Origin of the sequence: Burkholderia sp. Z1, from assembly GCF_014893795.1 — a bacterium.
Classification (GTDB): domain Bacteria; phylum Pseudomonadota; class Gammaproteobacteria; order Burkholderiales; family Burkholderiaceae; genus Burkholderia; species Burkholderia theae.
In genome coordinates, this window is the sequence record NZ_JACFYL010000002.1 from 1232466 (window position 1) to 1255807 (window position 23342).

General features: G+C 67.6%; 20 protein-coding genes. 8 read left to right on the forward strand and 12 right to left on the reverse strand.

Annotated elements, in window-relative coordinates; genetic code table 11:
• Positions 1 to 87 precede the first annotated feature (87 nt).
• From H3H55_RS22580 to H3H55_RS22595, 4 genes are all read right to left on the reverse strand, one after another.
• Positions 88 to 1068: a sulfonate ABC transporter substrate-binding protein gene (locus tag H3H55_RS22580; RefSeq protein WP_048247443.1), complete on the reverse strand. Its 981-nt coding sequence runs from the start codon at positions 1066 to 1068 to the stop codon at positions 88 to 90.
• 123 nt (positions 1069 to 1191) lie between these two features.
• Positions 1192 to 2040, reverse strand: coding sequence for a MerR family transcriptional regulator (locus tag H3H55_RS22585; protein ID WP_129515182.1), 849 nt, complete (start codon positions 2038 to 2040; stop codon positions 1192 to 1194).
• Between the two features lie 9 nt (positions 2041 to 2049).
• Positions 2050 to 2613 (reverse strand): GNAT family N-acetyltransferase, encoded by a 564-nt coding sequence (locus tag H3H55_RS22590; RefSeq protein ID WP_129515181.1) that lies wholly within the window; start codon positions 2611 to 2613, stop codon positions 2050 to 2052.
• 99 nt (positions 2614 to 2712) lie between these two features.
• Entirely contained in the window at positions 2713 to 3732 is a 1020-nt protein-coding gene (locus tag H3H55_RS22595) for an AraC family transcriptional regulator (RefSeq protein ID WP_193100277.1), read from the reverse strand.
• 426 nt (positions 3733 to 4158) lie between these two features.
• Between H3H55_RS22595 and H3H55_RS22600 the strand changes: the two genes are divergently transcribed.
• The gene (locus H3H55_RS22600; protein ID WP_193102105.1) at positions 4159 to 5523 is read left to right on the forward strand and encodes an MFS transporter; all 1365 of its coding nucleotides are present in this window, start codon (positions 4159 to 4161) and stop codon (positions 5521 to 5523) included.
• A gap of 74 nt (positions 5524 to 5597) precedes the next feature.
• On the opposite strand, the gene H3H55_RS22605 is transcribed toward H3H55_RS22600, so the two are convergent.
• Complete coding sequence (locus H3H55_RS22605) at positions 5598 to 6470, reverse strand: LysR family transcriptional regulator (RefSeq protein WP_193100278.1); 873 nt, start codon at positions 6468 to 6470, stop codon at positions 5598 to 5600.
• A gap of 137 nt (positions 6471 to 6607) precedes the next feature.
• Here H3H55_RS22605 and H3H55_RS22610 point away from each other — a divergent pair, with 137 nt between their 5' ends.
• Entirely contained in the window at positions 6608 to 7606 is a 999-nt protein-coding gene (locus H3H55_RS22610) for a quinone oxidoreductase family protein (protein WP_193100279.1), read from the forward strand.
• A gap of 75 nt (positions 7607 to 7681) precedes the next feature.
• Here the strand turns inward: H3H55_RS22610 and H3H55_RS22615 are convergent, their stop codons facing one another.
• Positions 7682 to 9196 (reverse strand): MDR family MFS transporter, encoded by a 1515-nt coding sequence (locus tag H3H55_RS22615; protein WP_193100280.1) that lies wholly within the window; start codon positions 9194 to 9196, stop codon positions 7682 to 7684.
• A 230-nt stretch (positions 9197 to 9426) separates the two neighbouring features.
• Between H3H55_RS22615 and H3H55_RS22620 the strand changes: the two genes are divergently transcribed.
• Positions 9427 to 10986, forward strand: a complete 1560-nt coding sequence (locus H3H55_RS22620) for a methyl-accepting chemotaxis protein (RefSeq protein WP_129515178.1) — start codon at positions 9427 to 9429, stop codon at positions 10984 to 10986.
• 49 nt (positions 10987 to 11035) lie between these two features.
• Here H3H55_RS22620 and H3H55_RS22625 read toward each other — a convergent pair whose 3' ends face one another.
• Both H3H55_RS22625 and H3H55_RS22630 read right to left on the reverse strand, forming a co-directional pair.
• On the reverse strand, positions 11036 to 12703 hold the full coding sequence (locus tag H3H55_RS22625) for an ATP-dependent helicase (protein WP_193100281.1): 1668 nt from the start codon (positions 12701 to 12703) through the stop codon (positions 11036 to 11038).
• Between the two features lie 106 nt (positions 12704 to 12809).
• Positions 12810 to 13664 carry a helix-turn-helix domain-containing protein gene (locus H3H55_RS22630; RefSeq protein WP_011547464.1) on the reverse strand — a complete coding sequence of 285 codons (855 nt, stop codon included), beginning with the start codon at positions 13662 to 13664 and terminating at the stop codon, positions 12810 to 12812.
• A 224-nt stretch (positions 13665 to 13888) separates the two neighbouring features.
• Between H3H55_RS22630 and H3H55_RS22635 the strand changes: the two genes are divergently transcribed.
• The gene (locus tag H3H55_RS22635) at positions 13889 to 15223 is read left to right on the forward strand and encodes an NAD(P)/FAD-dependent oxidoreductase (protein WP_193100282.1); all 1335 of its coding nucleotides are present in this window, start codon (positions 13889 to 13891) and stop codon (positions 15221 to 15223) included.
• A gap of 84 nt (positions 15224 to 15307) precedes the next feature.
• Positions 15308 to 16402, forward strand: coding sequence for a potassium channel family protein (locus tag H3H55_RS22640; protein ID WP_129515175.1), 1095 nt, complete (start codon positions 15308 to 15310; stop codon positions 16400 to 16402).
• A gap of 116 nt (positions 16403 to 16518) precedes the next feature.
• Here H3H55_RS22640 and H3H55_RS22645 read toward each other — a convergent pair whose 3' ends face one another.
• Positions 16519 to 17145 (reverse strand): TetR/AcrR family transcriptional regulator, encoded by a 627-nt coding sequence (locus tag H3H55_RS22645; RefSeq protein ID WP_193100283.1) that lies wholly within the window; start codon positions 17143 to 17145, stop codon positions 16519 to 16521.
• A 267-nt stretch (positions 17146 to 17412) separates the two neighbouring features.
• Between H3H55_RS22645 and H3H55_RS22650 the strand changes: the two genes are divergently transcribed.
• Positions 17413 to 17757 carry an H-NS histone family protein gene (locus H3H55_RS22650; protein WP_226800349.1) on the forward strand — a complete coding sequence of 115 codons (345 nt, stop codon included), beginning with the start codon at positions 17413 to 17415 and terminating at the stop codon, positions 17755 to 17757.
• Between the two features lie 30 nt (positions 17758 to 17787).
• Here H3H55_RS22650 and H3H55_RS22655 read toward each other — a convergent pair whose 3' ends face one another.
• Positions 17788 to 18450 carry a helix-turn-helix domain-containing protein gene (locus H3H55_RS22655; RefSeq protein WP_193100284.1) on the reverse strand — a complete coding sequence of 221 codons (663 nt, stop codon included), beginning with the start codon at positions 18448 to 18450 and terminating at the stop codon, positions 17788 to 17790.
• A 329-nt stretch (positions 18451 to 18779) separates the two neighbouring features.
• Here H3H55_RS22655 and H3H55_RS22660 point away from each other — a divergent pair, with 329 nt between their 5' ends.
• Positions 18780 to 19991, forward strand: a complete 1212-nt coding sequence (locus tag H3H55_RS22660; protein ID WP_129515171.1) for an alpha/beta hydrolase family protein — start codon at positions 18780 to 18782, stop codon at positions 19989 to 19991.
• A gap of 80 nt (positions 19992 to 20071) precedes the next feature.
• Here H3H55_RS22660 and H3H55_RS22665 read toward each other — a convergent pair whose 3' ends face one another.
• Entirely contained in the window at positions 20072 to 20830 is a 759-nt protein-coding gene (locus H3H55_RS22665; protein ID WP_193100285.1) for an SDR family oxidoreductase, read from the reverse strand.
• 135 nt (positions 20831 to 20965) lie between these two features.
• The gene (locus H3H55_RS22670) at positions 20966 to 21910 is read right to left on the reverse strand and encodes a LysR family transcriptional regulator (protein ID WP_193100286.1); all 945 of its coding nucleotides are present in this window, start codon (positions 21908 to 21910) and stop codon (positions 20966 to 20968) included.
• A gap of 166 nt (positions 21911 to 22076) precedes the next feature.
• Between H3H55_RS22670 and H3H55_RS22675 the strand changes: the two genes are divergently transcribed.
• The gene (locus H3H55_RS22675) at positions 22077 to 23291 is read left to right on the forward strand and encodes an FAD-dependent monooxygenase (protein WP_193100287.1); all 1215 of its coding nucleotides are present in this window, start codon (positions 22077 to 22079) and stop codon (positions 23289 to 23291) included.
• Positions 23292 to 23342 lie beyond the last annotated feature (51 nt).

Consider the following 23342-nt stretch of genomic DNA (forward strand, 5'->3'; position numbering starts at 1 on the left):
CACCGAAAATTCCAGAAGAACGCAAAAGGCCGACGGGCAGGGTGCCCGTCGGCCTTTTTTTCGAACGCGTCCGCGCTGCGCCGCGCGTTACTTCGCCGCGACCGCCGTCGCCACGCGTTTATCGGTCCACGCGTTGTCTGCGACGCTCAGCTTCTGCGGAATCAGCTTCGCCCCATAAAACGCATCGGCAACGCCTTGCTGAACCTTGACGATCTTCTCGTCGATCGGCACCGCACCGAACGGCACGCGCTTGATCCACGTCTCGACGAGCGGCAACGGCAGGCCGACCTTCGGCGCGATCAGCGCGGCGGTCTCGGCCGGATGCCCGTTGACCCACAGGCCCGTCTCGCGCGCCTGCTTCAGGATCGCACCGACCACGTCGGCATGCTGCTCCGCGAAATCGCGCGTGGCCTCGTAGAAGTTGTTCGCGGGCGTGAGGCCCGTGTAGTCGGACAGCGTGCGGATCTTCAGCGAATTCTGCGCGGCCGCGTAGTACGGATCCCACACGGCCCACGCGTCGACGTTGCCGCTCTCGAACGCGGCGCGCGCGTCGGCGGGCGGCAGGTACACGGGGCGGATCTCGTCGTAGCGCACGCCGGCCTTCTTCAGCGCTTCGAGCAGCAGGTAGTTCGCGCTCGAGCCCTTCTGCAGCGCGACCTTCTTGCCGCGCAGGTCGGCGAGCGAACGGACCGGCGAATCGGCCTTCACGAACACCGCTTCGTTGTGCGGCGACGGCGGCTCCGCGCCGACGTACACGAAGCGTACGCCGGCGGCCTGCGCGAACACCGGCGGCGGCGCGCCCGTATAGCCGAAGTCGATGCTGTTCGCGTTGAGCGCTTCCAGCAGTTGCGGGCCGGCCGGGAATTCGAACCACTGCACGCCATAGCCGAGCGGCTTGAGGCGCGCTTCGAGCGAGCCTTGCGCCTTGATGACCGACAGCAGGCCGGCCTTCTGGTAGCCGATGCGCACGACCTTGTCGGCGCTGCCCTGCGCGAAGGCCGACGTGGCTGCGACGGCGACGAGCGCCGTCGCAGCGGTGCGGGTGATCCAGCGGGTGAAACGAATCATCGAACGGACTCCATGCGAAACGTCTTCGGGGAGCGGCCGGTGCCGCTCGGTTGGAAGAATCGTCGCACGGGCGATCACGCCCGCAAACGAAGCATTGCCGATATCAATATGACGGCGGCGACCCTATGCTTTGTCGCCGTCGCCTTGCATATCTGAAGAATCGGGCGTGCCGGACTGCCGCGCGGCCTCGTCGCTGAGCTTCTTGTCGAGGATCGTCGCGACGCGGCCGCCGAGATACGCGCTTGCCGCGGTTTCGAGCGCGCGGTTCGTCTCGCCTTCGACGAACACGGCCGCGAGCGGGCGCAGGCGCCAGATCGCGTCGACCAGTTCGGGCACGTCGGTGGCCGGCGGCAGCGTGTCGGCGTCGTAGCGGTCGAGCCGCTTCACGACGAGGTCGACGAGCAGCCGGGCGATCGCGTCGAAGTGCGGCCGCGCGAGGCTGATCACGTCGAGCAGCTCGCGCGGCGGGATGCCTTCCTTCGTCATCGCGGCGGCCGCCTCGAGCAGCGCGGGGCTCTTCGCGACGAACGACAGGCCGTGCCGTTCGAGCAGGCCGAGCTCGGTCACGCGGGAAAGCTGCGTGGTGGCCTGCGGGCCGAACATCTGCGCGAGGGCGGCGAGCGAATAGGTTTTCGGCAGTTCGTGCGACCAGCGGCCGCCGATCGCGTTTTCGAGGCCGAGGATCGAACGCAGGTCGTGGCCTTCGTCGATCGCCTTGATCAGGTCCTGGATGTTCGACAGCGTATAGCCGCGCGCGAGCAGGTGGTTGATCAGCTTCAGGCGGGCGACGTGCGTGTCGTCGTAGATGCCGACGCGCCCGCGTTTCTCCGGCGGCGCGAGCAGCCCGCGGTCCTGGTACGCGCGAACGTTGCGCACGGTCGTGTCGGACACGCGCGCGAGTTCGTCGACCGTGTACTCGTTGCGGGAATCCGCCGCGGCCTCGTCGGGTGTGGAATGAGTCTGTTTTGCCATGCGGCCATTCTAGCGCGACGGGGCGGGCTCGGGCGAGGCGGGCAGCGTGTGCGCGCCGTCGCCGAGCGGGCGCTGCATCAGCGCCGTGTCGATCCAGCGGCCGTGCTTGAAACCGACCGCCTTCAGCGTGCCGGCCGGCTCGAAGCCGAACGCGCGATGCAGCGACGTCGAGCCGCCGGTGCCGCCGTCGGCGATCACCGCGATCATTTGCCGCCACGGGCCGGCCTCGCAGCGCGCGATCAGGGCCGCGAGCAGCGTACGGCCGACACCGCGCCCGCGCTGCGCGTCGTCGATGTAGATCGAATCCTCGATCGTGAAGCAATACGCGCGGCGCGTACGGTACGGCGTCGCGTACGCATAACCGGCCACGCGACCGTCGCATTCGGCGACGAGATAAGGCAGCCCGTCGCGCAGCACCGCGTCGCGGCGCGCGCGCAGCTCGGCGGCGTCGGGCGGCGTTTCCTCGAACGACGCGACGCTGTGGAGCACGTGGTGCGCATAGATCGCGTGGATCGCGGTGAGGTCGGCGTCGGTCGCGTCGCGGACGATGCAGGCGGCTGGCGTGGTGGACATGGTGACGGGGTGGCAGGGCCGGGATGAGGGCAAACCATGACTATGCGGGCGATTGCGTGACACGTAAAGCCGCCGGCCGTGCGTCCGGCGCCGCGGCGTTCAGTTCGGCTGCCGCTTCTTCTGCGTGTCGCGCGGCAACTCGTCGAAGCGGGCGAAGTAGTACGCGGAAAAGCGGCCGAGGTGCCCGAAGCCGAACGTCAGCGCTGTATCGGTGATGCTGGCCACCGGGTCGGTCAGCAACTGCACGCGCGCGGCGTCCAGCCGGATGTTGCGCAGCAGCGCCATCGGGGTCGCGCCGTGGTAGCGCCGGCACAGCACGTTCAGCGTCCGCAGGCTGACGCCGGCCGCCCTGGCGAGATCTTCGAGCGAGATCGGCGCGCAGAGCCGCGCGTGGATGAATTCGTGCAGCGCATCCATCTGCCGGATGCCGCCACGCGATCCGGCTTGCGCCGGCGCGCCGCGCGCTTGCAGTGCCGGGCCGGCCTGCGCGGCAGCGGGCGACGGTGGGCAATGCACGAGCAGGAATAGCGCGAGGCTTCGTTCGAAGTGGTCGCGCCATTCAGCGCGGATGCCGCCGTCGTCGGCAACGGCGAGCACGTTGAGCAGCGACTGCGCGATCAGATCCCATTGCGACGCAAGCGCCGTCGGTAACAGGAATCCCGGCGCGAGGCCGGGCGCCGCTTCGTCGGGCCGGCGGCCGCAGACCGCGCGCATCAGCGAATCGGGCACCTTGACGATCAGTTGCCGGGTGCCGGACCGCCAGCGGAGGCGGACGCGCGACGTCGGCGCCAGCACGGCGGTGCGCCCTTCGGACACGCCCATCACGTGCCCGTCGCACTCGATTTCGGCGCCGCCCGCGAGCGACGTGTGGACGAGCGAAAAGCCGTCGAACGGGCGCGGGGCGACCTCGACTTCGGCGCCGTACTGCAACGCATAGACGCTCAGGTGATTCAGTTGCCCCTTGAAAAGCGCTGCGTCGGGTACGCCTTGCTTCCAGCGCAGCGCATGCTCGGCCAGTTCCAGCGAGACCTGCTCGTGCGCATCCGTGCGCAATCCTGATCGAAACACGCAATTCCGATACAGCGCGGACAGCACGTCCGCATTCGCGGTGAGGGGCATGGGGCGTCTCCTGTGTGGCGCTTGTCGTGCGGCACATCCGGCTGGCCGCGGATGCGCGTCGTGCCACATCGGTTTCTCTTGTGAGCGAGATATCCTGAAAGGATGATATTGATCTTTGTCAGGCTTGTCGAAAGTTTCGCAAGAATCGGATAGTCCAGCTCCCGCCGGGGAAAAATCCGGATAGCGCGCGGCGTGCGGCACGAGAAAAACGGATCGAATTCGCGCGCCGCCTGCAAATTCCGGATAGTGGAAATCATTGTGGCTTCCTACACTGCGCCGGCATCCGGACGGACAGCTGCGCATTTCGCGATGATGATTCGTACAACTACTAAATCGATAGGCTGAGCGATCGTATTGGTTCGAGCGCGCGTGATGCGATGGCTACCGTCGGGCCTGAATCCCCTCTGTAAAAAAGAAGGAAGTTCCATGCGTCAAATCAACCTGAAGGCGCTTTCCGACGATGCGCGGCTGGGCAAGCTGCACGGCGTCGTGCTGTTCTGGTGCGCGCTGATCATCGTGTTCGACGGGTACGACCTGGCGGTGGCCGGCATCGCGCTGCCGGCGATCATGAAGGAGATGGGCGTCAGCCCGGCGCAGGCCGGATTCATGGTCAGCTCGGCGTTGTTCGGCATGATGTTCGGCAACATAGTGTTCGGGACCATCGCCGAGCGGATCGGGCGCCGCTGGGCCATCGCGGCCTGCCTGACGCTGTTCAGCGTGTTTACCGCGGCGGCCGGGCTGGCGCCGACGCCCGCGCTGTTCGGCGCCGCGCGCTTCCTGGCGGGCATCGGCATCGGCGGCGTGATGCCGAACGTCATAGCCCATATGACCGAGTATTCGCCGCGCCGCATGCGCAGTACGCTGGTGACGTTGATGTTCAGCGGTTATTCGGTCGGCGGCATGCTGGCGGCCGTGATGGGCAAGGGGATGATCGAGGCGTTCGGGTGGCAGTCCGTGTTCGTCGCCGCGGCCGCGCCGGTGCTGCTCGTCCCGCTGTTCGTGAAATGGATGCCGGAATCGCTGCCGTTCCTGATCCGGCGCGGCAGGACCGACGAGCTCGCACGTATCGCGCGCCGGCTCGATCCCGCATACCGGCGCGAACCGGGCGACTGTTATGTCGTTCCGCGCGAGGACACGGCGGGCGGCGCGCGGGTTCGCCAGTTGTTCGACGACGGTCGTGGATTCAGCACGGTCATGTTCTGGATCGCCTGCTTCATGTGCCTGTTCATGGTGTATGCGCTCAGCTCGTGGCTGACGAGGCTGATGGCGAGCGCCGGCTACAGCCTCGGCTCCGCGTTGACCTTCGTGCTGGTGCTGAACGCCGGCGCGATGGTCGGCGCGATCGGTGGCGGCTGGCTGGCCGATCGCTTTCCGATCAAGACGGTACTCGTGTCGATGTATCTGCTCGCCGCGGTGTCGATCACGCTGCTCGGCTACCCGATGCCGACCGCGCTGCTGTTCGTGCTGGTCGGCGTCGCCGGCGCTTCGACGATCGGCACGCAGATCGTCAACTGCGCGTATGCGGGGCAGTTCTATCCGATGGCGATCCGCTCGACCGGCATCGGCTGGACGCTGGGCGTGGGTCGCAGCGGCGCGATCCTGGCGCCGATCGTCATCGGTCTGCTGGTAGGCATCGATCTGCCGCTGGAACAGAACTTCATGGCGATCGGACTGCCCGCGCTGGCGGCGGCCGTTGCGGTCGGCCTGATCGATCATCGGCGCTCGGCGTCGCATCAGGGCCTTCCGGCCGGTGCCGGCGAGCGTCAGGCGTCGCCCGCACGGCAATCCTGAGCGGCGCATCTGCGGGGCGCAACCCGCCGGGGATCGAGGCCGGCCCGCCGCGGCGGTGCTGACGGGCTATGGCGTCAGAGCCGCCCGTCCGCCGCGTGCACAGCATCCGCGATCGCATCCGCGACACGCTGCACGCGCGGCGACCGGCGCACGTCCGGATGGACGACGAGCCAGATCTCGCGCTCGATGTCGCAGCGCGGCGCGGCCGTCAGCTCGACGAGCGGCGCACCGGCGTGCACGGCCGGATCGTCGACGAGAAACCTGGGCAGCAGCGCGACGCCGGCCCCCGCCGCGCACGCGCGATGTTGCGCGGCCAGGTCGTTGGTGACGAACGCGAAGCGGCGCCCGGCCGCAAAGCGTTCGAGCCACTGCTGTTGCGGCGTTTGCGCGAGCGCGTCGTCGTAGCCGACGAACGGCCAGGTGTCGGGCGGCGCGTCCGCCCATTCCGGCGACGCGCACAGCGCGAAGCGCATCGTGCCGAGCCGGCGCGCGGCGAGCCCCGGCTCGCTCGGCCGCGACAGCCGCACCGCGAGATCGGCTTCGCGCGCGTACAGGTTCGCCGCATGCATCTCGCCCATCAGGTCGATCCGCAGCGCCGGCCACGCGTGCTGCGCGCGGGCGAGCCGCGGCGCGAGGAAATGGCTGGCGAACACCGGCGACGCCGACACGCGCACCACGCCGTCGAGTGCCGCCGCGCCCTGCGCGGCGCGCGCGAACGCATGCGTGTCGGTTTCGATGCGCGCGGCGTGCTCGGCGAGGTGCAGCCCTTCGTCGGTCGGCGGCCAGCCGCGCGGCAGCCGGTCGAACAGCCGGATGCCGAGCGCGGACTCCAGCGCGTCGATGCGCCGCGCGACCGTCGAATGCTGAACCTGCAGCACCCGTGCGGCCGCCGACAGGCTGCCGCCGCGCATCACCGCGAGGAAGTAGCGGATGTCGTCCCAACTCATCGGCAGTGCAGACGCGGCAGCGGGATCTTGAGCGTGGTCGGTCGAATTTTGCACAGTAAATGGGCGAGAAACGTGAATTCCGTTCGATTATGCACGATGGGATGATCGTGTCACTTCATTCGATTGCGAGGAACGTCATGACCCAAACAACCACCGCCATCCGGATCGGGATCGATTGTTACGGCGACGCCGGCGTGCTGCGCCGTGTCGATGCGCCCGTCGCGCCGCCCGGTGCCGGCGAAGTGCGGATTCGCCAGACCGCCATCGGCGTGAATTTCGTCGACATCTATTTCAGGACGGGCGCGCACGCATTGCCCGCGCTGCCGGATGCGCTCGGCGTCGAGGCGGCGGGCGTGATCGACGCGGTCGGGGCCGGCGTGACGGAGCTCGTCCCGGGCCAGCGTGTCGCGTACGCCGGTATGCCGACCGGCAGCTACGCGAGCCTGCGGACGATGCCGGCCGAGCGCGTGCTGCCGATACCCGACGGCCTGAGCGACGACGCGGCCGCCGCCGGGCTGCTGAAAGGGATCACCGTCTACATGCTGCTGCATCGCGTCCGGCAGGTCGGCGCCGGCGACACGGTGCTCGTGCACGCGGCGGCCGGCGGCGTCGGGCTGCTGGCGACGCAGTGGGCGCGTGCGCTCGGCGCGCGGGTGATCGGCACGGTCGGGTCGGCCGCGAAAGCCGCGCTCGTGCGCACGCACGGCGCGGAGGCGGTCGTCGATTATCGCGAGGAGGATTTCGTCGCGGCCGCGCGTGCGTTCGGCGGCGGCGCGGGGGTCGATTACGCGATCGACGGGATAGGTGGCGACGTGCTGACGCGTACGCTCGGCGCGATCCGTCCATTCGGGATGGTCGCGAGCATCGGGCAGGTTGCCGCGATCGGCGCGCGGCAAACGCTGGACCTCGACGAACTCGGGCCGACCCGCTCGATCGCGCTGGCCCGGCCGAGCGTGCTTGGTTTCATCGCGCGCGACGTCGCCGGGTATCGCGAAGCCGCGCGCGCGACGCTCGAACGGCTGGCGGGCGGCATGCACGTCGAGATCGGCGCGCGGCTGCCGCTCGAACAGGCGGCCGATGCGCACCGGTTGCTGGAGTCGCGTGCGACGACGGGGGCGGTGGTGCTGGTGCCGTAACCGCAGGCGGGTGCGGATCGCGATGCGGCCTGACGGTCGCATCGCGGTGCTGCCGCGACCCCGCTCGCCAGCCGGTCAGTTGTGCTTGCGCAGCGGCGCATCCTCGACGAACCACGCGAGCACGAATGCGATCGCCACCACGACGGCCGCCGCGAGATACACGACATGCAGCGAGCCTGCGAACGCATGCAGGTACACGTCGCGCACCGCGTCCGGCAACTGGTGCACGGCACTCGGGCCGAGTGCGGGCGGCAACTCCGTGCCGGCCGGCAGCGCCTGCAGCATCCGCGATTGCAGCCCGTGCGAGAACAGCGCGCCGAACGCCGCGACGCCGATCGAGCTGCCGATCGAGCGGAACAATGTCGCGCCCGACGTCGCGACACCCATGTGCCGGAACTCGACCGTGTTCTGCACCGCGAGCGTGAGCACGGGCATCACCATCCCGAGGCCGATCCCGAGCAGCGCCATGTAGGCGTACATCGTATGCAGCGGCGTATCGAGCGTCAGCGTCGACAGCAGCGCCAGCGCGATCCCGCCGATCAGCGTGCCCGCGATCGGAAACATCCGGTACGAGCCGAGCCGCGAGATCAGCCGGCCGCTGATCACCGACATCGCGAGCATCCCGCCCATCATCGGCAGCAACTGCATCCCGGCCTGCGACGGCGTCGAGCCCTTCACGACCTGCAGGTAGAGCGGAATGAACGTGACCGAGCCGAACAGCGCGGTGCCGACCACGAAGCCGATCAGGCTGACCAGCACGAAGGTGCGATGGCGGAACAGCTCGAGCGGGATGATCGGTTCGGCCGCGAGCCGTTCTTCGTAGATGAAGCCGCCGATCGCGACGAGGCCGAGCACGAGCGTCATCCACAGTTGCGGCGACGTCCACGGCAGCAGCGAGCCGCCTTCGCTCGTGAACAGGATCACGCAGGTGAGGGCGGTCGCGAGGAACGCCGCACCCATGTAGTCGATCCGGTGCTTCACGTGCGCGGTATGCGGCCGGAACGCGATGCCGATCACCGCGAGCGCGAGAAAGCCGAGCGGCAGGTTGATCGTGAAGATCCAGCGCCACGACAGGTGCTCGACCAGGAAGCCGCCGAGCAGCGGGCCGATGATGGTCGCGAGGCCGTAGACGCCGCCGAACATCCCCTGATAGCGCGCCCGGCGATCGGGCGGAACCAGATCGCCGATCGCCGCCATCGTGACGACCATCAGGCCGCCGCCGCCGAGCCCCTGCAGCGCCCGCAGCACGATCAGCTGCGTCATGTCCTGCGCGACGCCGCACAGCGCGGAGCCGGCGAGGAACAGCACGATCGCGGCCTGCAGCACGATCTTGCGGCCGTACAGGTCGCCGAGCTTGCCGTACAGCGGCAGCACGACGGTGGACGACAGCAGGTACGCGGTGACAACCCACGACAGCTGGTCGAGGCCGCCGAGCTCGCCGACGATCGTCGGCAGCGCGGTCGACACGATCGTCTGGTCGAGCGCGGACAGCAGCATGACGAGCAGCAGCGCGGCGACGATCAGCGCGGTTGGTGCGTCGCGGCGGGCCGCTTCGGCGGCCGGCTGGTTAAGGAGGGTGTTGGTGGTCATCGGAATATCTGCCATGGCAGGGAATTGTTCGGAAATATAACCATGGATGATTGCCTAGTCAATTTCTGCCCAGACTCAATATGTTGCAACCGTAACAGGAGATTGCCGGCGCGAAAAATTGACCGTGATCAGACGAAAAGCAGGGACGGACTCAAGTTTTCTGCAGGCAAACCGTAATCCAGAGTGCTGCGGACCGATTGCCGCGGCACTTTTCATCGCTCACGCCCGTCATGAACCTGAACGCCCTGTTTTCCCGTTTCTCGATCCGTACGCGGATCTTCTCCACGCTCGGTCTCGTCGCCGTGCTGCTCGTCGTGTCGGGGCTGATCGGCCTCGCCGGCATGCAGAGCTCGAACCGCGCGCTCGACGAAGCCTATACGCAGCAACTGGCTGCGAAGACCGCGCTGTCCGCGGCGAGCCTGAACCTGACGATCGTGCGCACGACGCTCGACCGCGCGCTGCTGCATCCGGAAGCGCCGGAAGTGCCCGATCTCGTCAAGAAGGCCGAGAGCTATCTCGCGAAGGCCGATACCGCGTGGCGCGGTTACGCGGCGATGCCGCACGACGGCGACGAAGGCCCGCTCGCGAGCCGTCTCGACGCCGCGCGCCAGGCGCTGATCGGGCAGGCGCTGAAGCCGCTGATCGACGCGATCCGAGACGGCCGGCGCGACGAGGCCGACCGGCTGCTGATGACGGTCGCGCCGCCGTTGTCGGTCGCGCTCACGCAGGCGACCGATGCGCTCGATGCTTACCAGGTCGCGCGCGGCAAGGATGTCTACGACACCGCGCAGACCTATTACGGCTGGATGCGCGCGGGCGCGATCGCGGGCATCGCGTTCGGCCTGGCCGCGTGCCTCGGCTGCGCGATCGGCCTGCATTTCGCGATCACGCAGCCGGTGAATCGGCTGCTGTCGCATTTCCGCCGCCTGTCGGACGGCGACCTGACGTCGGAAGTACGCTGGTCGTCGCGCGACGAGATGGCCGAACTGGTCAAGGGCGTGACGGGCATGCAGCGCAGTCTCGCGGACACGGTGCGCCAGGTCAGCCAGGGTTCCGAAGCCATCTCGACGGCGACGCACCAGATCGCGGCCGGCAACACCGACCTGTCGCAGCGCACCGAGGAACAGGCGTCCGCGCTGCAGGAGACGGCCGCGAGCATGGAGCAGCTGACGGCCACCGTGAAGCAGAACGCCGACCATGCGCTCGAGGCGCAGGCCTGCGCGGACAGCGCGAGCGAGATCGCGACGCGCGGCGCGACGGTGGTCGGCGAGGTGATCGGCACGATGAACGAGATCGACCACAGCTCGCAGAAGGTCGCCGACATCATCGGCACGATCGAGGGGATCGCGTTCCAGACCAACATCCTTGCGCTGAATGCGGCGGTCGAAGCCGCGCGCGCGGGCGAGCAGGGCCGTGGTTTCGCGGTGGTCGCGGGTGAGGTGCGCACGCTCGCGCAACGCTCGGCGTCCGCGGCGAAGGAAATCCGCACGCTGATCGGCGAATCGGTCGAGCGCGTCGCGACCGGCTCGCGGCTCGTCAGTATGGCCGGCACGACGATGCAGGACATCCAGCAGGCGATCGGGCGCGTGACGGGCATCATGACGGAGATCGCGGCCGCGTCGAGCGAGCAGCGCGACGGGATCGAGCAGGTGAACCGCGCGGTGTCGCAGATGGACCAGGTGTCGCAGCAGAACGCGGCGCTCGTCGAACAGGCCGCAGCGGCCGCCGCGTCGCTCGAGGAGCAGGCCGACGGGCTGCGCCGCGCGGTGGGAGCGTTCCGCGTCGCTTGATTAATGGACGAAAGGCGGGCGGTGACGAGGCGTTCGCCCGCCCGCCGCATCAGACGTCCGTGAGCTGCGCGGCCGCGCGCGACGACGCGACGATCAGCAGCTTCATCGTCGCGCGCGTTGCGCCGACGAACAGCTTGCGCGCGGCACGCGCGTCGAGCGTGTCGAAGTCGACTTCGGTGAGGATCACGCACGGCGCCGACTGGCCCTTGAAGCGGTAGATCGAATCGAGCAGCACGTCGCCTTCGCGATATTCGGGGTTGCCGAACAGGTCGTACTTGCCGGTGAAGCTCTTGATCCGGTGCGGGCCGAGCTGGTCGAGCGGCGCGAGCACCGAGCCTTCGCGGCCGCGATACGACAGCACCGCGATGTCCTGCTTGCGGAAGCCGAGCGACAGCGCCTGCGTGATTGCGCGCTTGGTCGCGTCGATGCAGGCTTCCGCCAACGCGTCGCCCGACGCGCCTTCTTCCCCGTATGCCGACACCGACGGATCCGAACCGTCGAACGGACTGCCCGAGCGCAGTTCGGCCGCGAGCGGTTCGACGCGGCCGACGACGTCGCGCACGAATTCCAGCAAATCGCGCGGGCTGCGGTAGTTCGTGAGTGCCTTCAGCGTGACCCAGCCGGGCAGCGCGACGGGTTCGCGCATGTACAGGTTCTGCAGCGGATCTTCCAGCCACCACCATGCGCCGTCCGGCGCCAGCAGGCGCTCCAGTGCGGCCGCCCACGGCGCATGGAAATCCTGCCCCTCGTCGACGACCAGCACGTCGAAGCGCCAGCGCTCGGGGATCGGCGTTTGAGCGAAGCGCGTCTCGAGCCGCTCGAATTCGCCGGGCACCTGGAAGTCGGGCGTATAACCCCCGTCGCGCGCGACCCAGTCGCACAACTGGTGGTAGTTCGCGATCTTCGCGCCGGGCGGCGCGATGCGCGCGATGTAGTCGGCGAGCGGCCGGTTGAAGCACACGTAGAGCACGCGCTTGCCGGCCGCGACGGCATCGCGCATCGCCTGCACCGCGAGCTGCGTCTTGCCCGAGCCGGCCGTGCCGGTGACGCGCAGCCGGAACGGCGCGAATTCGAGCTGGCGCGCCCACGCGGCGAGCCCGCCCGACAGCCGGGTGACGAGCGTGCCGGCCTGCCCGACGAGCGCGCTCGTGTCGGGCGTGAGCGCCAGCTCGTCCGCGAGGAAATGGTGGAGCTTCGACGCGTTCGGAAAGTGTTCGTCGTCCTCGGGCAGGATCTGCAGGATCACCTGCGCGAGCTGCGCCTTGCGCGACGCGTCGACGATGCGGTCGGCCGCGACGCCGGCGATCGACGCCTGGCGGATCGTGTAGTCGGGGCAGTACAGCAGCGCCTCGACGCCGTAGACGCCCGCGCCGAGCGCAACCGTCAGGCGCCGGTGCAGCGTTTCCTGCGTGCGCGCGAGCTGGATCGGGACATTGCGTTCCTTCTGCAGATAGACCTTCACGAGCCCTTTCGGCGTTTCGCGCAGGAAGCCGGCCTTCTGCTCAATCAGCAGCACGCGGCCTGCCGGGCTCACGACGACGAACGCGGCCTCGCCGAACACCGAGAAGGCCTGGTCGGCGCGCGTCCAGTGCACGCCGTGATACACGGTGTAGCTGTCCGGCAGCGCGTGTTCGAGGGCAGCGAGCGTTTCGCGCTCGCGTTCGGCCGCGCCGGTCGCGGCGAGGCTTTTCCAGTCGTCGGGAATGAGGCGGGCCATGGAGTCGGGCGGGGTACGCGTGAACAGGTGCGGCTATTGTACTGAGGAACCTGTTCACGGCCGCACGGCCCGCACGGACGCCGTGCGTCCGGATGGTGGGCGATTGTTACCCGCGCGTGAGACGTTTCGCGAGATCGGCGCTGAGGATCGCCATGCGCGCGGGTTTTTCGTAGCAGACGACGTCGAACGCGCGAATCACTTCGCTGATGTCGGCCTCGCTCGCGCGGCCGGTGAGCAGGTCGCCCGTCAGCACGAAGATCGGCGCGCCCGGGTTGTCGGACGTGCGCACGGCCTTGATCGCGGTGGCGGCCGTGCCGTCGTCGAACAGCCATTCGGTCAGGACCGCGTCGAACGCCTGGCCCTGCAGTGCGTCGACGAACGCCGCGAGGCCGTCGAACGCGGCCGTCGCGAAGCCCTGCCGCTCGAGATAGCGGCACAGCTCGGTCGCGCTGACGCGATCGGGGTCGATCACGGCGACGACGAGCTTGTCGCTCTCCGCGCGGCGCGGATAGATTTCGATCTTGTGCACGTCGTACGCGTTCTGGTACAGCACGCCGGTGTGGCGCAGCACGCGCCAGCGGCCGTTCTGTTCGTACGCGACGAACTCGGGGCGCGCGCCGGCTTCGAGCGGCGCGCCGATCCATGCGGTGCATGGAATCTCGGCGACGCCCGCGTAAAGGACGGCCTCCTGCGAATACGCGCCGACCATGCCGGGGTCGAGCGTCTGCGCGCCGAACAACTGGGCGGCGGGTTCGCCGTACGCTTCGGCGACTTTCTTGATCTGCGCGAGTGTCCAGGGGCTGCTGCCGCGCAGTTTGCGGTGGCCTTGCGAGAAACTCAGATCGAGGATGCGGCACAACTCGGTGGTCTGCTGGCGCTTGCCGATGCCGTTGCGGGTCATCAGCTCGCGCACGCGCTCGGCGACCGCGAGGGAATCCGTGGTGATTGCTTCAGTGGTCATGCTACGGGAACGGATCGTGACGTTCAGAACGACGCCTTGCGGCAGTCTCGACGGACAGTCTTCATGACGTCCAATGGCGAGCCGACCGGCCACGCGCGGAAAAGATAACTTTACCGCAAAATGGTCGTCATTCCGTGTCGCGAACGGTGCGTTTCTGTGAAAGGTGTGTCACTACGTTACCGCGACGGCCCATATCCGGATGCATTAACGCCCGACAGGAAACAATGACGACAACCTATCCGCTGCACGATGCATTGACCCGCGCCGACACGGCGCTGCCGGCCGAGGCCGACGTCGTGATCGCCGGCGCCGGCATCATGGGCTGCGCGGCCGCGTACTACCTGGGCCTGCGCGGCCTGAAGGCCGTCGTGCTCGACAAGTCGCGCATCGCCGGACAGCAGTCGACGCGCGCATGGGGCTTCGTGCGGCAGCAGGGACGCGAAGCCGCCGAGGTGCCGTTGATGATGGCCGGCATGCGGATCTGGGAGGGGTTAGAGGAAACCCTCGGTTTCGATCTCGAGTGGCGGCAGGGCGGCTGTCTCTATATTGCGGACAACGAAACGGACTGGTCGTCGTTCAACGCATGGCTCGGCGTCGCGCGCGAGCACGGGCTCGACACGCGCACGCTGACGCGCGCGCAGATCGACGAGCGCGTCAGCGGCCTTTCGCCGCAGGCACGCACGCTCGGCGGGCTGTACACCGCGACCGACGGGCAGGCCGAGCCGCGCCGCGTGGCCGCGGCGTTCGCCGCGCGCGCCACCGAGGCCGGCGCGCGCTTTTTCGAAGGCTGCGGCGTGACGGCGATCGAGACGGCCGGCGGCGCGGTCGTCGGCGTTGCGACCGAGCGCGGCACGATCCGCACGCGGCGCGTGATCTGCGCGGCCGGCGCGACCAGTTTCCGGCTGCTCGACGGCGTCGGCATCCGGTTGCCGCAGCAGGCCGTGCGCGGCACCTGCATGCGCACCAATGTGGTGCCACCGGTATCGGCGTCGACGGTGTGGGGGCACGGCCTCGGCATCCGGCAGCGCAAGAACGGCGCGATCAATCTTGCCGACGACATGCAGGTCGACGTCGACCTGACGCTCGGCCACCTGCGCGGGTTGAGTCTCTTCTGGCCGCAGTTCTGGTCGCAGCGCGACAAATTCCGGCTGCACGTGAATTCGGCCGCGTGGCGTGATGTGTTCGCGCGCATCAACGGCGCGACCGGGCCGATCGAACCGCGCGATCCGCAGCCGCAGCCGAATCGCGCGCACGCGCCGCGCGCGCTCGCGAAGCTCAAGGCGATTTTCCCCGCGTTGAAGGACGTGCAGATCGTCGAGGCCTGGGCCGGCCTGATCGACGTGCTGCCCGACGGCATTCCGGTGATCGATGCGCCGGGGACGCCGTCGGGGCTCGCGATCGCGACGGGGTTCTGCGGTCACGGTTTCGCGATGGGGCCGATCGTCGGCCGGCTGCTTGCCGAATGGATCGACACGGGTGCGCCGTCGCTCGACCTGTCGGCGTTCCGCGCACGGCGTTTCGTCGACGGCACGATGGTGCGGCCGCGCAGCATGCTGTAACGGACGAAGCGATGCAATGATGTCGGGCCGGATCGCCGTGTTCCCGTCGTAGAATCGAGCCCGCATCCTTCAGGAGATTCCCCGTTGGCTTCGCCCTCCGACAAGCGCCGTTCGTTGCGCTCCCGCCTGCGTCGTGCCCGCAATCCGTGGCAGGCGCCGCGTGCGCGCATGCTGTTCACGCGTCCCGCGACGTCGCCACGGCGCACGCTGCTGTTCCGTGTCGGCGCGGTCGTGCTGCTGTGCATGCTCGCGTTCTTCGTGCTGTATCTCGATCGCGACGGCCTGCGCGATTCGACCAAGAGCACGCCGATGACTGTCGCCGATCTCGTGTACTTCACGATGGTCACCGTCGCGACGGTCGGCTACGGCGACATCGTGCCCGTCACCGCGCGGGCGCGCCTGCTCGATGCGTTCTTCATCGTGCCGATCCGCATCGTCATCTGGTTCATTTTCCTGGGCACGGCGTATCAGTTCGTGATCCAGCGCGTCATCGAGGAATTCCGCATGAAACGCCTGCAAAAGCAATTGTCCGATCACATCGTCGTGTGCGGTTACGGCCTGTCGGGGTCGATCGCCGTGCGCGAGCTGCTCGAGAGCGGCGTCGATGCCGCGACGATCATCGTGATCGATTCGCAGCAGCAGGCGCTCGAGGCCGCGACGTCGCTCGGCGTGACGGGGCTGCTCGGCGATCCCGCGCACGAGGATCTGCTGCAGCAGGCGCAGGTGCGCGCGGCGAAGGCCGTGATCATCTCGGTGACCGACGATCCGACCGCGATTCTGCTGACGCTGTCGGTGCGCAGCATCGCGCCCGATACGAAGATCGTCGTGCGGATCCAGGAGAACCTGTATCAGCGGCAACTGCGGCAGGCCGGCGCGGACGTGATCGTATCGTCGACGAAGATCGGTGCGCTGCTGCTCGCGGACGCGGTGCATAGCCGCTACATCGTGCCGTTCGTGAACGACATGCTGTCGACGCGCGGGCGTGCGACGCTGATCGAGCGCGAGGCGTTGCCGCACGAGATCGGCTGCATGACCAATGTCGTGCCGGGCGCGATCGTGGTCGGGCTCGATCGTTGCGGCAAGATCCAGTCGTTTTACGAAGACCCGCCGTGCAGGATCGAGGCGGGCGATACGCTGGTGGTGATCCAGTCGGCGAGGATTCCGGATGCGGATGTTTGACGGGCGTTCTTCAAGCGGGACGCGATAGATTCACGTCAACGGGCCGCACGCTGCTGCTCGCGATCCGGCTCCATCGCGGAGCCGGCTCTTCCGGCAATCGCCCGCCACCACGCCGGTCATCGCACCGGCGCCGCCGACGCCAGCAGGCTGCGCAGGAACACCATGATCATGTGTCCGATCGGCACCTCGGACAGGATCGACTGCTGCAGCGACAGGCCTTGCGAAAGCCCCATGAACGATACGGCCAGCACGGCCGGCGATTCGGGCGGTACCTTCTTCAGCCTCGCGAAAATCTGTTCGATGCAATAGGCGAGGCCATCGCGGTGGGCGTCCAGCAACGCCTGCGATGCCGCGGCAAAAGCCGGGTTGCGTCGCCCCTGAAGCTTGAACTCGACGCCCAGCACCGACCACTCGGGCTCGGCATCGACTGTCCGCGACCAGACTTCCAGCGCATTCAGGATGTCGTCCCCGGTTGCGGACGGGTCGCTCAGCGCCCGGGCGATGTCGGCCACCTGCGTCTTCGAGCGCTCCTGCATCAGTTCGACGAACAGCGCTTCCTTGCTGGTGAAGTTCGAATAGAACGCGCCCTGCGTATAACCGGCCTCGGCCGCGATATCCCGGAGCGACGTGGCGCCGAACCCGCGGTCGACAAACAGCCGCTTCGCCGAGGCGAGCAAATGTGCACGGGTCTGCAGTCGACTTTCTTCGCGGCTCAGCCGCGGGGGAAGGGGCGCCATGTTCATGGCGGGAAGGATATCAGTTGATATTTGAGATAGATACCATTACGATCGCGTTTCACATATCACTTGATATTTGAAACGCGGCGCGGGATTGTGCATCGGAATGTCGCCAGTGCGGCTAGTCGTTCTCCTCGCGTCGCAGTATCCGATGCACCGAGGCGAGCCGCGCGCCGATCAAGCGAATGCCGCCCATGCGGGGCGTGGTGAAACAGTCTGTTAGTCATGCGAATCATGTCGATTCTCATGCGGATGCGATGCAGGAAGCAGAAGATGAGCGTGAGCAAGACCTATGCGCAGCTCGTGGTCGAGCTGTCCGAGCTGGACGAGGAAATCGAGCGCGCACGCGCGCGCGAACGCATCGATGCGATCGAGAAGGTTCACTCGCTGATGGACACCTATGCGATCAAGCATCGCGACCTGGTCGGTCGCAACGGCCGCCGGGGTTCGTATGTCGTGAAAGTGCTGCCGGCGCGGTATCGCGACCCGGCGAGCGGGAAGGAATGGAGCGGGCGCGGCAATGCGCCGCTCTGGATCCGCGGCAAGGACCGTCGTCGGTTCGTCATATGCAAGCCTCGGTCCACCGGCAAGAAAACCAAGGCGGGTAACGGCGCATGACGGGCGCGCCGCCCGACGGCTGGCGCTGGACTACGGCGACACCGATTTCGCCGGCGTGTGACCCGGCGGCGTCAGCACCACGAGCAGCGTCGCGCCGGCCGGCGATGGCGCCACGTACGCATGCGGCCGATGCGACGAAAAGAGCGCGCTTTCACCGGGCCGCAACCGCGTTGGCTCGCCATGCTCGAAATGAAGTTCCAGTTCGCCCGACAGCACATAGCAGAACTCGTCGCCCTCATGACCGGCGAGCCCGCCGGCTTCGTCCACGGTGCGCGCGTCGACCTGCATGCGCAGCGTGATCATCCCGGCCGAACTGTCGCGATGCAGCAGCGCGTACTCGTACGGGATATTCGCGATTCGCGTCGTGACGATGTCTTCCGCGTGGCAAACGCTGAGCGAAGCGCGATGACGCGGTGGGTTGGTCAGCACGTCGCGCCAGTCGAAGCCCATGCCTTCGATGATCCGGTGCAGCACGCCGAAGGTCGGCGACATCTTGTTCGTCTCGATGCGCGAAAACGTCGCCGCGGGCACGCCGGTTAGCTGGCTTGCCTCGTTCAGCGTGAGATCGCGCGACTGCCGCAGCGCGCGCAGCCGCTGTCCGATCTGGTCGGCGGGAACCTGAAGGTGCTCGCGGCGCCGCGGCTTGATCGGCAGCGCCGAAAGGAGCGACGCGACGCGGGTTTTCTTGCTCATTACCGTCCACCGGGGAGAATGTTTTTACCGATACGTAATAAAAATATACCGCATCCGCGCGATCCCGGGTGATGCAGTGTGCAGCGCTTGTCGTTGGCCGGTATCGCGGCGTACACTTCCGAGGCGTTGTGGTGACGAAAGCGGGGCATCTTCGGTGCCTCGTTTTTTTGGCCTCTGAGTTTACGTATCGGTAAATTTCGTGGCCGTGCACAACGTATCCCGTCCCGGCCGTCAGGACGCAATGCCGTACACATGATGGATGGAGATCAAGGCGGCGACGCGGCGCGACGGCCAGAAATTTACGTATCGGTAATTTCGGAGAGCGTGACATGAATCAGCAAGACGATCGGATGGATGGCGCATATCGCGCGGAAGGCTGGGTGCAATGGCCCGGCGAGCCGGAGTTGAGTTTCCAGTTCGCGCGCACGCTCGGCGGTGCGCAGGAAGGCGCGAGCCTGATCAGCGAGTGTTTTCGCGCGGCATCGAGGATGACTCCTGGCGATACCGAGAGCTGGTATCGCGAATGGCAGGTGCTCGCGAAGACCAGCGAGCAGCGCGCGCTCGACGCGTTCGAGCGCGGCTTCTTGCGTACCGCGAGCAGCAACTGGCTGCGCGCGGCCAACTACTACCGGTCGTCGGAGTTCTACCTCGCGCATGACGACGTGCGGCGGCGCGATAGCTTCGACAGCGTCGAACGTTGCTCGCATCGCTATCTCGAAGGGCTGACGCCGGCCGGCGAGATCGTGCGGATACCGTACGAGGGCGGCGCGCATCTCGATGCGTATTTCATCCCGTGCGCAGGTAGCGACGTGCGTTCGCCGGCCGTGATCGCATTCGGTGGGCTCGACGAATACAAGGACGAACTGCTCCACGAGATGCCCAAGCACGCGCTGACGCGCGGCATGTCGCTGCTGCTGGTCGATCTGCCGGGGCAGGGCGGCACGCTGCGTCGGCAGGGGATCGTGAACCGCCCCGATACGGAGGTGCCGGTCGGCGCGTGCGTCGATTACCTGCTCACGCGCGGCGACGTCGATCCCGGCCGGATCGCGTTGTACGGCGCGAGCGTCGGCGGCGTCTATGCGGCCCGCGCGGCGTCGTTCGAGAAGCGCATCGTGGCGGTGGTGTCGGATTCGGTGATGTTCGACATGGCGTCGCTGTTCGCGAGCTGGCTCGATACGCCGGACCGGCTCATCTGGCGGCACCTGAAATGGGTGTTCGGCTGCGCGACGCCGCAGGGCGTGGTCGACAAGGCACGGGATTTCCGTCTCGCCGGCGTGATCGACCGGATTCCGGTGCCCTATCTGGTGCTGCAGGGCACCGAGGACTGGCTGGGACTGAAGACGGCGACCGATACCTACGACTACGCGAAAGCGCACGGCGTCGACGCGACACTCCGGCTGTTCGCGCCGGATGAAACGGGCGCCGCGCACTGTCAGGTCGACAATCCGACGCTCGGGCAGGAATTCATCTGCGACTGGCTGGCGGCACGGCTGGGTATCGACCAGCGTGAAGTCCGGCAGCGGACGCAGGCCCTGGCCTGAGCGACCGGGGGGCGGGGACGTCCGAGAGGCATCATCCGCCGTGGTGGGTGGCGCCTCCCGGTGCGAACCACTGCACGCGCTTACCCGCGCCCCACGAACGGCATCGCGGTCGCCATGATCGTCATGTTCAGGATGTTCGTGTCCAGCGGCAGATTCGCCATCTGGACGACCGCATTCGCGACATGCGTGACGTCCATGCGCGCTTCGGGCGCCAGGCTGCCATCGGCCTGCGGAACGCCTTGCGTCATCCGTTCCGTGAGCGACGTCGCCGCGTTGCCGATGTCGATCTGGCCGCACGCGATGTTGTACTTGCGGCCGTCCAGCGCCAGCGACTTGGTGATCCCGGTTACCGCATGCTTGGTGGCCGTGTACGCGATCGTATCGGGGCGCGGCGCGTGCGCCGAGATCGAACCGTTGTTGATGATCCGGCCGCCCTGCGGCGTTTGCGCTTTCATCAGCCGCCACGCGGCGCGCGCACACAGAAAAACGCCGGTCAGGTTCGTCGCGACGACGCCGTTCCACACGTCGAATTCGTAGTCGCCGAGCGACACGGGCGGCGCGTTGCGCCCGGCGTTGTTGAACAGCACGTCCAGCCGGCCGAACTGCTGCGCGATCTGCGCAAACGCGTGGTCGACCGATGCTTCGTCGGTCACGTCGGCAGGAAACACCTGTGCGTCGCCGCCGACGGCGCGGATCGCGTCTTGCGTTTCGCGCAACGATTCTTCCGTGCGTCCGAGCAGCGCGACGGTGAACCCCGCGTGGGCGAGCGCGATGGCCGCGGCGCGACCGATGCCGGATCCGGCGCCCGTGACGGCTGCGAATTTCTTCGTGACAGACATGGCTTGATTTCCTGCTGGTTGAATGAAGAAAGAGGCGGCGCGTGACCGAAGTCATCGCCGGCAATGGTTCCGACGTGCACCGTGCGCGTGCTCAGGCGACATCGTACAGCGCACCCGGTTTCGCGATCACCACGCCTATTTCTTCCGCCCGGGCACAGCCTTCTTCGCCCGCGCGCCCGTCTCCGCGAACAGATCGACCACCACGTCGCGCAGCCAGCGGTTCCCTTCGTCCTGATTGACCCGTGTATGCCACAGCATATGAATCGGCGCGCCCGGCAGCGTGACCGGCAACGCGCGCCAGCCGAGCGAGAACGGCGCGGCGAGCTGCAGCGCGAGATGCTCGGGCACGGTCGCGATCAGGTCGGTGCGCTGCAGGATGTAGCCCACGCTCATGAAATGCGGCACCGTCAGCCGCACCTGGCGTGTCACGCGGCGCCGCTTCAGCCATTCGTCCACCTGCCCGTGACCGGTGCCGGCCGACACCACGACCAGGTGCTCGGTGTTGCGCCACGCATCGACCGTCAGCGGTGCATCCTCGAGCGGATGCCCGCGGCGGAACAGGCACACATAACGCTGATCGAACAGCCGGCGCTGATAGAACCCGCCCTTGAGTTGCGGCAGCAGGCCGATTGCGAGGTCGACGCGGCCGTCGGCCATTTCGTCGCCGAGGTTGACGCTGGTGTTGCGGACGGTATTGAGCGCGATGCCCGGCGCCGCTTGCGACAGGTGTTCGAGCAGCGCGGGCAGGAACACGACTTCGCCGATATCGGTCATGCCGATCGTCAGCGTGCGCGTGGCGCGCAGCGGATCGAAACCGGTCTCGGGATTGAGCGCGGCGTGCAGTGTCGCGAGCGCGTGCGAAACGGGTTCCGCCAGCCGCAGCGCGAACGGCGTCGGCACCACGCCGCCCGGCCCGCGCACGAACAGCGGATCGCCGAGCCGGCGGCGCAGCTTCGCGAGCGCGTTGCTGACACCAGGCTGGCTCATGTTCATCTGCTCGGCGACGCTCGACACGCGCCGCTCCTGCATCAGCCGCTGGAAAAGCAGCAGCAGGTTGAGGTCGATATCGCTCAGTTCCATGGGTTTCGCGTTGCCGCGCTCATTGCATTCAGTGATGAAGTAGATTCATTTCATTTTATTGCGGGATGAATGTCTACTCCCGAAACTACCGATACGGCGCATGCATTCGACATGACCGCTGCGCAGCACGCAGACCCTACATCTGAATATCGGAGACATCTTCATCATGCAGACGAACCTGAAGATCGCGATCGTCGGCGCCGGCATCGGCGGCCTGACGCTCGCGCTCGCATTGCGCGAGCACGGCATCGACGCGCAGCTCTACGAGCAAACCGACGAACTGCGCGAAGTCGGCGCGGCCGTCGCGCTGTCGGCCAACGCGACGCGCTTTTACGAACGCATGGGCTTGCGCGCGGCCTTCGACGCGGTGTGCGCGGACATCCCGGGCCTCGTCTATCGCGACGGGCGCAGCGGCGCGGTAATCGGCCATCATCGTGGCGACCCCGACTATCGCCGGCAATTCGGCGGCGCGTACTGGGGCGTGCATCGCGCGGATCTGCAGGCCGTGCTGTCGAAGGCGGTCGGCGCCGATTGCATTCATCTCGGCCATCGGCTGGTCGATCTTGCGCAGCATCCCGATCGCGTCACGCTGTCGTTCGACAACGGCGAGCGCGTCGAAGCCGATCTCGTGATCGGCGCGGACGGCGCGCGCTCGATCACACGCCGCTGGATGCTCGGCTACGACGATGTGCTGTATTCGGGCTGCTCGGGCTTTCGCGGCGTGGTGCCGGCCGAACGCATGGACCTGCTGCCCGATCCCGACGCGATCCAGTTCTGGGTCGGGCCGCACGGACATCTGCTGCACTATCCGATCGGCGACAACGGCGACCAGAATTTCCTGCTGGTCGAGCGGCATCCGTCACCGTGGCCGTCGCGCGACTGGGTCATGCCGTCGGAGGAGGGCGAGCAATTGCGCGTGTTCAGGGACTGGCATCCGGCGGTGGTGCAGATGATCACCGCCGTGCCGATCAGCCAGCGCTGGGGGCTGTTCCATCGTCCGCCGCTCGGTCGCTGGAGCCGCGAGCGCGTGACGCTGATCGGCGACGCCGCGCATGCGCTGGTGCCGCACCACGGGCAGGGTGCGAATCAATCGATCGAGGATGCGGTGGTGCTGGCGGCGCAACTGGCGAAGGCCGGCCCGGGCAACTGGCGCGAGGCGCAGGAAGCGTACGAGCGCCTGCGTCGCGGCCGGACGCGCAAGGTGCAGTACGCGTCGATCTCCGCGGCCGACGTGCTGCACCTGCCCGACGGGCCGGCCGCGCAGGCGCGTAACGCGCGTCTCGCCGAGCGCGACAGCGTGCTGCATCACCTGGATTGGATTCACGATTTCGACGCGCTCGCCGAGGAGCCTAATGAGCGGCAGGGCGGTACGTGGCTTTGAGGCTGAAGTGTGCGCCCGGGTGGTGCGCGCAGCACGTTGTTCCTGTCGACG